The sequence below is a fragment of the Erysipelothrix urinaevulpis genome (assembly GCF_009828835.1).
Taxonomy (GTDB): Bacteria; Bacillota_I; Bacilli_A; order Erysipelotrichales; family Erysipelotrichaceae; genus Erysipelothrix; species Erysipelothrix urinaevulpis.
Map to the genome: position 1 here is coordinate 219453 of NZ_WTTB01000002.1, position 11903 is coordinate 231355.

The 11903-nt window shown below is 35.3% G+C and carries 13 protein-coding genes; 3 read left to right on the plus strand and 10 right to left on the minus strand.

Annotated features, from left to right (window positions below):
* Positions 1-30: 30 nt before the first annotated feature.
* Positions 31-639, plus strand: coding sequence for a glycerol-3-phosphate 1-O-acyltransferase PlsY (gene plsY / locus GVV10_RS03095; RefSeq protein WP_159519496.1), 609 nt, complete (start codon positions 31-33; stop codon positions 637-639).
* Positions 640-684: 45 nt separating this feature from the next.
* Here plsY and GVV10_RS03100 read toward each other — a convergent pair whose 3' ends face one another.
* The 7 genes from GVV10_RS03100 to GVV10_RS03130 form a co-directional block, all read right to left on the minus strand.
* Positions 685-1053, minus strand: a complete 369-nt coding sequence (locus GVV10_RS03100) for a hypothetical protein (RefSeq protein ID WP_159519498.1) — start codon at positions 1051-1053, stop codon at positions 685-687.
* A complete protein-coding gene (locus GVV10_RS03105; protein ID WP_159519500.1) occupies positions 1050-1880 on the minus strand; it encodes a methyltransferase domain-containing protein in 831 nt (276 codons plus the stop codon). Before GVV10_RS03105 ends, GVV10_RS03100 begins: the two co-directional genes overlap by 4 nt.
* Positions 1881-1972: 92 nt before the next feature.
* Entirely contained in the window at positions 1973-3109 is a 1137-nt protein-coding gene (gene anmK / locus GVV10_RS03110) for an anhydro-N-acetylmuramic acid kinase AnmK (protein ID WP_159519502.1), read from the minus strand.
* A gap of 5 nt (positions 3110-3114) precedes the next feature.
* On the minus strand, positions 3115-4023 hold the full coding sequence (gene murQ / locus GVV10_RS03115) for an N-acetylmuramic acid 6-phosphate etherase (protein WP_159519504.1): 909 nt from the start codon (positions 4021-4023) through the stop codon (positions 3115-3117).
* Between the two features lie 184 nt (positions 4024-4207).
* Positions 4208-5041 carry a MurR/RpiR family transcriptional regulator gene (locus GVV10_RS03120; RefSeq protein ID WP_159519506.1) on the minus strand — a complete coding sequence of 278 codons (834 nt, stop codon included), beginning with the start codon at positions 5039-5041 and terminating at the stop codon, positions 4208-4210.
* Positions 5042-5131: 90 nt separating this feature from the next.
* Complete coding sequence (locus tag GVV10_RS03125) at positions 5132-5989, minus strand: Cof-type HAD-IIB family hydrolase (protein WP_159519508.1); 858 nt, start codon at positions 5987-5989, stop codon at positions 5132-5134.
* 12 nt (positions 5990-6001) lie between these two features.
* Positions 6002-6862 carry a DegV family protein gene (locus tag GVV10_RS03130; RefSeq protein WP_159519511.1) on the minus strand — a complete coding sequence of 287 codons (861 nt, stop codon included), beginning with the start codon at positions 6860-6862 and terminating at the stop codon, positions 6002-6004.
* A gap of 139 nt (positions 6863-7001) precedes the next feature.
* Here GVV10_RS03130 and GVV10_RS03135 point away from each other — a divergent pair, with 139 nt between their 5' ends.
* Positions 7002-8432 (plus strand): leucyl aminopeptidase, encoded by a 1431-nt coding sequence (locus tag GVV10_RS03135; protein WP_159519513.1) that lies wholly within the window; start codon positions 7002-7004, stop codon positions 8430-8432.
* 43 nt (positions 8433-8475) lie between these two features.
* On the opposite strand, the gene GVV10_RS03140 is transcribed toward GVV10_RS03135, so the two are convergent.
* Together GVV10_RS03140 and galE are read right to left on the minus strand one after the other, a co-directional pair.
* Positions 8476-9561, minus strand: coding sequence for a phosphotransferase enzyme family protein (locus GVV10_RS03140; RefSeq protein WP_159519514.1), 1086 nt, complete (start codon positions 9559-9561; stop codon positions 8476-8478).
* Between the two features lie 154 nt (positions 9562-9715).
* Positions 9716-10729, minus strand: a complete 1014-nt coding sequence (gene galE / locus GVV10_RS03145) for a UDP-glucose 4-epimerase GalE (protein ID WP_159519515.1) — start codon at positions 10727-10729, stop codon at positions 9716-9718.
* 188 nt (positions 10730-10917) lie between these two features.
* On the opposite strand from galE, the gene GVV10_RS03150 reads away from it, so the two are divergent.
* Positions 10918-11370, plus strand: coding sequence for a hypothetical protein (locus GVV10_RS03150; protein WP_159519516.1), 453 nt, complete (start codon positions 10918-10920; stop codon positions 11368-11370).
* A gap of 136 nt (positions 11371-11506) precedes the next feature.
* Here GVV10_RS03150 and GVV10_RS03155 read toward each other — a convergent pair whose 3' ends face one another.
* Positions 11507-11887 carry a prepilin-type N-terminal cleavage/methylation domain-containing protein gene (locus GVV10_RS03155; protein ID WP_201289975.1) on the minus strand — a complete coding sequence of 127 codons (381 nt, stop codon included), beginning with the start codon at positions 11885-11887 and terminating at the stop codon, positions 11507-11509.
* Positions 11888-11903 lie beyond the last annotated feature (16 nt).

Genomic DNA, 11903 nt, shown 5'->3' on the forward strand with positions numbered 1-11903 from the left:
TTTATGATAAAATAACCATGAGGTGGTATTATGGCAATTTTCTTTGCCGGGCTCATTGGTTATTTATTCGGTTCAATTCCGTTTGCTTTAGTTATCGGAAAACTTTTTTTTCAAACAGACATTCGTGAACATGGTTCAGGAAATCTGGGTGGAACCAATGCTGGACGAACCTTAGGCCCCAAAGCTGGCATATCCGTGGCAATTCTTGATGTTTTAAAAGCAACAATTGCGATGTGCGTCGCTTTTTTATTCTTTAAAGATTCAAATGCTATTTTAGCGGCTGGATTTTTTGCTACTATCGGCCATTGCTACCCGATATTTGCAAATTTCAAAGGTGGTAAAGCCGTTTCAACATCCTTTGGATTCTTGTTAGGAATCACTATTTTCCTAACTCACAACGCTCTTTTGCATTTTTTCTTACCGTTAGGGATCTTCTTTGCTTGTTTATATTTGAGCAAAATGGTTTCCTTATCAGCCATGATAAGTATTACAAGTGCGAGTATTATTTTGTTTTTAAGTCAAAGCAATCATTATTTATCAATTGCTTTCACAATTATCAATTTAATCGTCATCACTCGACACAAAACAAATATTGGTCGGATTAAAAATGGCAGCGAAAGTAAAATAACGTGGATGTAATTAGCAAATTAAAAGAGCTTGTCTTTGATGGACGAGCTCTTTTTTTTATTCGACAGATATTAAAAACTCTACACTTTGTTCAGTTTTTTTAATATAATCAATTAAATACGCTCTTTTTATCTTGCCGTCTTTAACCAAGGAATCAATAAATCTAAAAACCGATTCCAATGGTTGATCGTTCTTTATTTTTATACCAACATGCTTCATGGAGTCATCAATCATGATTGTAGCCCCTTCTAAGCCTTCGGTTGTTGCATGGGCTATGGAACAAAATGAATCATCTGGACCATGATAATCCGTAAACACCAGGACTTCAATCCCGTCTTCAAGCGACGTTATTTGTTCGTCAATGCGTGTCAGTGCATCTAAATCATTTAAATCAGCACGATAACTGTCTTTGATTGTGAAAATCATACTAACCCTCTTTTCCCATAATAGATACTTAAATCGATGGTTAATCGATCCTTGCCTTGCTTTATATAATTTCTTACGATCTTTTCATCCAAGTCCCAAGCTAATGGGCTCATTTTAATCAATGATTCACGGTCTTCTTCATTGACTAAAACCGTATATGATAGTGTCTGCACTTGATAATCAGGAAATTCTTCTTTGAAACGGTTCACCGTATGGGAGTTATCAAAATCTCCTTGATGACCCAGTTCTCTTATTTCTTTGAAATAATTAGCATTGGGAATCACTTTGATCAGTTCTCCACCTGGCTTTAATACACGTTTAAATTCTTGATAACTCGCAGGCGATAAAATCGACAACACTCTATCAATGGCGTTATCTTTTACTGGCAAATTAGCAAGATCTGCAATAAACCAAAGATGATCTGGATAGTTTTTACTTGCAAGAACAATCCCATCTTTTGCTAAATCAACCCCAATTTTTACCGACTCTGGTAACCTTGCTAATAGACTGCCTTCGCCTGTTCCACCATCCAGTACCTTGGTATGTTGAGTCCAAGGGACTAAATCTGTTAAAGCATCCACCAGTGGTTGGTAGACATTTTTTAATCCCATAATTTTGTAACGTTCTTTAAACAACTCTGCGTTATATTTTTTATCAGAACTTTGCAACGCTAGATTTAAGTATCCTGTCTTTGAAAAATCAAAATTATGATTATTGTGACATGTCATTGACAATGTGATTTCAACATCTTCATAGCAAAATGGACAACGCAAATTTTCGACTATGTTTTTGCATAAATCTATGCTTTTCTCTTTTTTACTTTTCACGTATAATCGCCTCTATTTATCATCAAGAAAACTCTCTTGCCCTATTAGAATACTATGATTTTATAATTTTCTCAAATAAAAAAGCTAGTTGACTAGCTTTTAAATGGTTTTGGACAAATTTGCCCTTGAATAACCTGTTGATTGGCGCCCGTTGCACTTGGAACATTACTTGGACGGTTATTCAATGTTTGATTTCCTAAAATTGCGAATGCAATCGCTTCTTTAGCATCACTTGAAAACCCTAAATCTTCTTGAGATAAGATAGTATATTGGGGAAGATATACTTGCAATTCATGCATTAAGACTGGGTTATAAGCACCTCCGCCTGAAATGATTATTTGATCTAAATCTTGAGGTAAGAACTTTCGATAACTATCTTGGATCGTCCAAGCAGTGAATTTAGTTAACGTATAAATCACATCATTAGGAACCGTTTTATACTGTTTGAAAAGTGGTTCAAGAATCGTTTCTCCAAACATTTCTCTTCCTGTTGATTTTGGTGGTTTTAAGTCATAATACGGATTGTTTTTTAGGGTTTCAAAGAGTTCATCAATGAGCACCCCTTGTTTTGCATAATCACCATTGTCATCATAAGGCTCTTGATAGTAATACATAGTGGCTGCATTAATCATCATGTTACCTGGCCCTGTATCAAAGGCTAAAACATCATCAAAGCCTTTTGTTTTATCAAGAAAACTTAAATTAGCGATACCACCGATATTGTGCAATACAATATTTTTTTCTTTATTATGAAATTGAACATAATCAGTAAATGGAACCAGCGGTGCACCTTCACCTTGGGCAGCAATATCCATCATCCTAAAATTAAAGACAACAGGACAATCATGCGACAGCGCCATAAACGATGGATCACCAATTTGCATCGAGGATGCTTTATGATTTTTTGTATCGTTAGGGATATGATAGATCGTTTGACCATGACTTGCTATGAAGTCAAGTGTGTAGTCAAGATTGTTTTTTTTCATAAATTCTGTGATTGCTTCAGCATACCACTGGCCAATCTCCATGTTTAACGATGTAATATCATCAATTCTACTTGTTTTTGGATCTGAGACTTTAAGAATTTTTTCCCGCATTGCTTGAGCCATGGGAATTGAATCAAACGCCAAAAGTTCAATACTTGTCTCTAAATCAAACCCTTCAATTTTACACAATGCAATATCAAGCCCATCAAGCGATGTCCCTGACATGAGACCAATACCAATCATAGCTTTCACCTATCCTTTATAGTGTTTAAAGCATCCGCAATTCGACCATGGTTGTTGGCCAATAATGCTTCTGCTGTTGTAAAGTCAATGTTCAGTTTTTCCATTACGATCGATGGTTTGACTTGACCTTGGCTTAATTCCATTAATTCTTCAGCGCGTTCATAACTACAACCACTTGCCTTCATGATAATCCCTTTTGCACGTTCAACAAGCTTTTTGTTCGTTGGTTTCACGTCCACCATCAAATTACCATAAACTTTCCCTGACTTGATCATCACAGATGTTGAAATAATATTTAATACCATTTTTTGTGCTGATCCTGATTTCATTCGTGTTGATCCTGTTACAACTTCTTGCCCAACAACCGCTTCAATTGGATAATCTGCATAGTTAGCAAGTTCACTGTTTGCAACACAGGCTAAAGATATTGTTTTCGCTCCTAAGTCATTCGCATATTTTAAACCACCGATACAATATGGTGTACGACCAGATGAAGCCAAGGCACAAAGAATATCATCTTTATTAAAATTAATGGCTTTCAAATCATCAATAACATCTTGTTCATTGTCCTCTGCGGATTCAATTGGGTGACGTAATGCATGATCACCACCTGCAATAATCCCAACAACTGACTCTTCTCCTACACCAAATGTTGGCAACCACTCCGAAGCATCTAAAACACCAATACGACCCGATGTTCCAGCACCAATATAAACTAAGCGTCCTCCTTGAGATATTACTTCATAGGTCGCATCAACAGCATTCGCAATTGATTCTGATGCATTATTTACAGCATCAATAACAGCTTGGTCCTCTTGATTAATTAAGCGTACCATTTCAAGTGTATTGAGCTGATCAATTTTCATTGTATTTTCGTTTTGTTGTTCTGTTCCAATCTTACTTAAATCTATCATAGTTACTTACCTCGTCTTTCTCATTAATTATAATGCTTTTGAAACTATATTTCAAGATAATCAAGCATTCATTGAAACATCCACTACAAAACAAGCCATAAACACCAAAATCAACCGTGATTGATGCGTTATTAACGAGTTTCATGAAGAAAAAAATCAACAAGTCGCCTTGTTGATTGTTGGGTTATATTTTTGTAATTGTTTCTCGAGTGTTGATAATTCGTCGTCGAATATCAACTGTATTTTTACGAGCAACCTCTAAATAAATTAAATCGCTCAGTGCAAACATAGAAAACCTGGAGGCAATCGAGCCCAAACGCAGTTCAGCTTCTTCCTTGGGAACATTAAAAACAAAATCCGAATATTTTGCCAATGAAGTTTTTCCAAGTTGGGTGATAGAAATCGTAGTGACACCCTTACTTTGAGCAACCCTTTGGGCAGAAATTATTTCTTTTGTCTCACCTGAATAAGAAAATGCAATCGAAACATCACCAGGTTTCGCATGGGTCAGTGCTGACATTTGTAAATGGAAGTCTTGATTGTATACGGCCCTAATATCAATTCGTGTGAATTTTTGATATAAGTCTTCACAAACCAAACCCGATCCCCCGATACCAAAAAGAAAAATACGACCTGCTTCTTGTGCACAATCAATCGCTTCTTCAAGACTTTGTAAATTTAATAAGCGATAGGTATTCTTAAACGTCATCATGTTTTCATGCGCCATTTTTTTAACAAGCATTGAGAAATTATCACTTTGTTTTATAATACTGTCAAAATCTTCTTCTTCATCTGATCGATCTTTGGCTAATTCAACTTTTAAATGGGTAAATCCATCATATCCCACTCGCTTAGAAAAACGAACAATCGCCGCAGCTGATGTATCAATATTATCCGCTAAATTTTGAGCAGATGATGAAATTGTTATTTCTTTATGATTAAGAATGTAATCCGCAATTTTCTTTTCTGTTGCGGTGTAATCATCCATATTTTGTTTAATCCTGTATATGCAACTCATATGTCACCTCTTTGGTTTAATTATACAGTATCACACAATTATTTCAATATCATTTCATACCCATAAGTTTATAAAAAAGGACTAACTTTGTTAGTCCAAGAGATAGGTTTCAAGAAAGACAGCCACACCATCTTCTACGTTTGATTTTGTTTTTTTGTCCGCCATTACTTTAAGTGAATTACGTGCATTTTCCATCGCCACACCAACCCCTGATTTATGAATCATGGTCAAATCATTATCACTGTCACCAAAACTTAAGACCTCTGACATTTCAATGCCTCTAAATTCACAATAATCAGCAATTGCTTGCCCTTTATTCACAGATTTCGGCATTATTTCAGCCCATCCACCCGCAACCATTAACAGGTCATAATCTTCAGGGAATTCTTTTGATAATCGTTCCTTAACTAATTCAGTATAATCGTCATTTTGAATATAAACCATCTTCAAAATATGCTCCCCTGCTTCAAACTTAGATTTAATCTCCGAAATGTCACGGATTCTTTGCATTTTAATGTTGTTTTTAAAAAAACGTAGTTGGTCTTCTTCCGCATTGCTTTCAAAATCTTGAACTGATAAATCATCCATGTGAAAGAACACTTCATTTTCAAAAAAATACAAAACGCCCATGTAATATTTCTCACCAAGTGCTCCAAGCGATTGACAAATCTTATAATCCATACTGACATCAAATCGATGGTAATCGTATTTAGAATCATCAACTTGCAATCCATTCAACGATACAATAGGGATTAAATCTGGGTTTAGGTCAAGTTGTGTGGCAATCCCACGTGCACTTTCAGGATTTCTTCCCGTCGCAATCCCAAACTCATACCCTTGGTCAAGTAAACGATGCACTGTTTTTCGTGTCTTTTCAGAAATGACATGATCTTCATTAATTAATGTACCATCAATATCACTCATGACTAACTTTATTTTATTTTTCATAAAAACCTCCACTCAGTCTGTGATCTTATTTTTTGTATGATAAGCAAATCCTATGGCCCCTGGACCAACATGTAAGCCAATTACAGGCCCAATATTTGAAATATGAATTGGTGCAGATACTTTGCCTTCAATCGCCTCTTGAAGGGCTACAGCTTCATCATAACAATTAATATGATGAATCGCTAATGCTTGGATTTCGTATTTTTCATGATCATCAAGCATTTTATCAATGAGTGCTTGCTTCGCACGTTTTTTTGTCCGTACAGTTTTTAAAACACTTGTTTCTGCATTATGAACGGTTAAAATCGGTGTAAGTTTAAGCATATTTCCAAACAACGTTCCAGCTCCACCAATTCGCCCTCCCTTATGAAGGTAATCTAAGTTTTCTGGAATAAAAATAAATCGACTGGAATCAATAACCCGGCGAGCTTCATCCACAACCTCATCATAGTTTTGCGTTTCTTGTGCTTTTTTTGCTGCTTCTAATACCGTAAATCCAAGTTGCATTGAATTTGTTTTAGAGTCTAGAATTGTAATTTTCGCATCTTTATATTTTTCACTAAGTTCTTGAGAAATTAAAGTAGCACTGTTAAAGGTACCACTCATACTTGAAGAAAGAAAGATTCCAAGAACATCATGTCCCTCTTTTAGTATTTCTTCCATAGCCAAAAAGATTTCACCCACTGCAGGCTGAGAAGAAATCGGAATTCCTTCTTTTTCCATTTTCGGATAAAAAACTGTATTATCAAGATCTGTTTCTTTAAAACTCTCTTGCCCAAAGGTTACATAAAGAGGTAATACAATAATTTCATACTGCTTCACTAACGCTTCATCAAGATAGCATGTACTGTCTGTTATGATTTTAATCGCCATATAAATCTCCATTTCTCTTTAGGTAAACTATAGCATGTTAATAATCATAAATCTATGCACTTTACAGACCTTTAACACAAATTTATCTCGACACGTTTCTTTAAAACTGGTACATTAATAGGAAAAGGAGCGTGTCACTATGAACATTGAATTAGAAACAATAAAGAAATTTCAGCAAAAGAATTATGAAATCATTTATCTTATTTCCACAGAAAATGCAGATCATAAAAATTTGCTACATCAACACCTTAATCTGCCCAGTGATTTTGAAAGCTTAGAAAACGATTCATTTCAAGTCTCTACATTATCATTCAATCCACGTCAAATTATGGTGGAAATTAACTTACCAGAAGCACTCAACGCGAGAGAATCTATACGTTTAGGCAAAAAAGCTGTCAGTTTAATGAATGATGAGAAATTAGAAAATGCATCGTTACTTTTCCTAGATGAAAATCATACGAACAACCACATTCAGTTTTTGAAATCATTCAAGCTAAACCAAGCCGGTTTTGATAAATACAGGAATCAAAAACAAAGCGCCAAACACTGTACGGTATATTCTGTACACGACGGCTTTTTAAATGACTTTGAAACTGTTAAAGGACTAAGCGACACCATAAGTTTCACCAAAATGCTTGTCAATGAGCCAGCCAACTTTTTGACCCCAACTGCCTTAGCAACCTTAAGCCAAGATTTTAGTTTGGCGAATGGTATTGAAGTTGAAATTAAGGGCCAAAAAGATATTGAAAGCTTGAAAATGGATGCATTTTTATCGGTAGCTCGTGGCTCTATTCAAGAACCTAAGCTCATTATATTGCGTTATTTAAATAACCCAGAAAGCGATGAGATCACAGCTCTTGTTGGTAAAGGTGTAACTTATGACTCTGGTGGCTATGCTATCAAACCTGCCACAGGCATGGTCACGATGCACTGTGATATGGGCGGAAGCGCTTCAGTCATTGGGGCAATCAACCTGTTAGCAAAACAAAAAGAAAAAGTTAATGTTATCGCTGTTGTTGCAGCTTGTGAGAATATGATTTCAGGCGATGCATTTAAAAATGGCGACATTATCAATTCAATGTCAGGGAAAACCATTGAAATTATCAATACAGACGCTGAAGGACGACTCACACTTGCTGATGCAATTTGGTATGCCCACTCCGTTGAAAAAGCAACGAAGATTGTTGATATCGCAACACTCACTGGCGCCGTATTTGCTGCACTTGGTAAAAATATAACTGGGGTTGTTTCTAATGATGATCAATTCTATCAATCATTGGAACACGCTTCAAAACTTAGTGGTGACAAAATTTGGCGTTTACCATGTGATGATGATTTAGCAAAATGCAATCATTCAAAACGTGCCGATATAAAAAATGCTTCTGCATGTGGTGCCGGAACAACAACCGCTGGTTTATTCTTAAAAGAATTTACCAACGATATTCCTTGGACCCATTTAGATATTGCTTTCACTGCATACCATGATGGCGATGACTATAACCCAGAAGGAGCAACGGGTGTTGGTGTCGAACTCTTAGCCAACGCAGTAATCCATTCATTTAATCAATAAAAAAAAACGATTGATTCTATCTAAAGGATCAATCGTTTTAATTTTATCGATATTTTTCAATGATTTGATTCATTGCGTCCCACTGACGCTCCATCTCATCAACTAATTTTAACTGTGTTCTAGCTCGTACCAAATTATGGTCATCATAAGCTGTTTTAAAATAAGTATCACCTTGTAAGAAATCAGTTAAGAAACGAATGCCCGTTTCCAAAGTCATCATTTTAGCGCCTACCGGAAATAAATCTATTTCCAAATCACTAAGACTCCCCTTTGCACCTTCCAAGAACCCTTTGACATAAACCTCAAACAATTCTAAGTCTAAACGAACTTTTTCTAAATCTTTTTCATCTTCCAAAGCTGTACTTGCTCCAAAGCGAATTGAATCACCAAAATCATCAAGAGCAAAGCCTGGCATGACTGTATCGAGATCAACAACACAAATCGCTTTACCACTTGCTTCATCAATTAAAACATTATTAAGTTTTGTATCATTGTGAGTGACTTTAAAATCTAACTTTCCTGCTTTATTTAAATCCCAAAGTGTATGAACAAAATCTTTTTGCTTTATAATCTTTTCAATCTCTGGTTGCGCTAATTTAGCACGACCTTGCGGATCATCATGCAACACAGTCATAAACGCCTCATAGCGACTTGGTGTGTGATGAAATTTTTCGATTGTGAAATTCAGTTTATCAATCGGAAAATCAGCAAGACGTGATTGGAACGTACCAAACCCTAAGCCACTTTGATAGAAATCCTCTGGATCTTCAACTAAATCATAAGACAGTGTTCCATCGATAAAATCATAAGCACGCCAAAATGATCCATGGGAATCCTTATAGAGATTTTTACCATTTTTGCAATGAATTAAACTCAAGGTCTCACGGTTAGGGTCGCCCCCCTCTTCTTTAATTTTTTCTTTTAAAAATGATGTCACCATTTCAACATTATCCATTAATTGATCAGGCTTTGTAAAAACATCATCATTGATTCTTTGTAAAATATATTTATTCGAAGGACATGTAAGTCTGAACGTATCATTAATATGGCCATTACCATATGCTTTTATTTCTAAGATTTCTCCTTCAAAATTAAACGCTTCCACAATTTCATTTATATTATCCAACATGCACTACATCCTCTCTTAAACAACATTTTTATTATACACTAATTATATTCGTTTTTATAGTGCTCTTTAAAGAATTGCCTTCATCAAACATCAAAACGATCACTTGGTCGTAAATAAAAAAAAGAAAGCATGAATAAACCATGCTTTCTTCTAATTATTCGCCATAACCATTGGGATTATTACTTTGCCAACGCCATGAATCTTCACACATCGTTTTTAAATCTTTTTTAGCTTCCCAACCGATTTCACGTTTTGCTTTATCAGCTTGTGCATAACACGTCGCAATATCTCCAGGACGACGTTCTTTGATGACATAAGGAATTTCTTTTCCAACAACTTCAGAAAAAGCTTCAACCATATCTAAAACAGAATAGCCTTGACCTGTTCCTAAGTTATAAATGCTGACACCATCATTTGGATTCAATCGTTTGAGTGCATCAACATGACCTTGTGCTAAATCGACAACATGAATATAGTCGCGTACACCTGAACCATCAGGTGTATCATAATCATCACCAAACACAGTCAATTCATCTAATTTTCCGACAGCAACTTGAGTAATATAAGGAATCAGATTATTTGGAATCCCTTTAGGATCTTCCCCAATAATTCCTGAATGATGAGCACCAATTGGATTAAAGTAACGTAGAATGACAACATTCCACGCTTCATCTGCAACATGCAAATCTTGAAGTATTTGCTCCAACATCAATTTGGTTGAACCGTATGGATTTGTTGTTGATAAAGGTGAATCTTCAACAATTGGCACAACTTCAGGAGTACCATAGACAGTCGCTGACGAACTAAAGATAATGTTTTTTACATCATGCTTTGCCATGACCTTACAAAGATTCAACGTCCCTGTAATATTATTCTCATAATACCATAAAGGGTGTGCGACCGATTCCCCCACAGCCTTTAGCCCAGCAAAGTGAATCACCGCTTCAATTGTTTCATTTTCAAAAACATCGTTTATATCTTCAATATTTAACAAATCTTTTTTATAAAAGGTTAAGTCTTTACCCGTAATTTCTTTAACACGTTCTAATGCAATTTCAGATGCATTACTTAAATTATCTAAGACAACAACCTCATGTCCTTGATTTAATAATTCAACACATGTGTGACTACCAATATAGCCAGCACCACCTGTAACAAGTATTTTCATAATTTCCTCCTTTTAATGCATGGTCTAATTATACCACACTATTTTTCTTATTAAATCGAATAACAAGATATCAAAATCTCACAGCAACATTCCGACAAGTACATAGAATTTCACTCGCTTAAACAATCATGGATTTCACTCTATCTTCACATAACAAAACATTGTATAATGATAAAGCGAGGTGGAAGATGAAGAAAAAAATTACGAATTTAACGTTTTTAAGTTTGTGTGTCCTTGTTTTAGGCGGATGCAGTCAATCAAAGGATTACAAGGTTTTTAACGATATCAAGACAAAGCATTGGACATGTGCTCATGGTGCTGAGCAAAGCACCATTGAAATCGAAGGCGAGTATTTATTAATCGAAACTGAGTCAAACCCTAACTCAAAAGATGTCTTAAAACTTAATGAAATGGAAGAAACTATATTTGAACTTCAAAGTGTCAATGATCAAGACATTAAGAGACTTTCAAAAAAATACCCAAACATTACATTACAAGCGTATACTGGTGAACTCAACATCATGAAAGTTCGATCGAACAAGACAATCGATTTAGCACATGTTAAAAACGATCAACTCAAGGACTTCAAAGAGAATGATTTAGGACATGGCTGCGAACTAACCGAAACAATCAATCATTAAAAAAAAGTCTAAAGTTTGAAATGAATCAACTTTAGACTTTTTTATTACTTCTATTAAATAATCTTATTCAGCGGCATCTTTTGGATACTCACCAGCTCTATCACCTTAGTATAAAAAATATACTTTAGAGTTTTTCTTATTCCTTTGCTTCTTTAGCAACAGGGTATTGTCCAAGTGTATCTTTGTTTTTTGGATCCCCTACTTTTACTTCAATTTTTTTATCTGCACCAATTGTAATGGTTACATTTTTCCAATCGTCAATTCCAACTAAATTACCTTTTTCTAATTCAGCTTTTAAGTCTGTTTCACTAATAGATTCTTTTTCACTTACAACAAGTGTTGCTGCTGTGTAGACGTTTCTTGCGTTTGCATCATTTTTTGATTTTTCGGCCTTTTTGTTATACCCCATTAATGATGGAATTAGAATTAATGCTAAGATTGCTAGGATAGCAATAACTACCACTAGTTCAATTAATGTAAACCCCTCGTCTTTATTGTTATTTTTGATTAGTTTCATCTTCTATTTTCTCCTC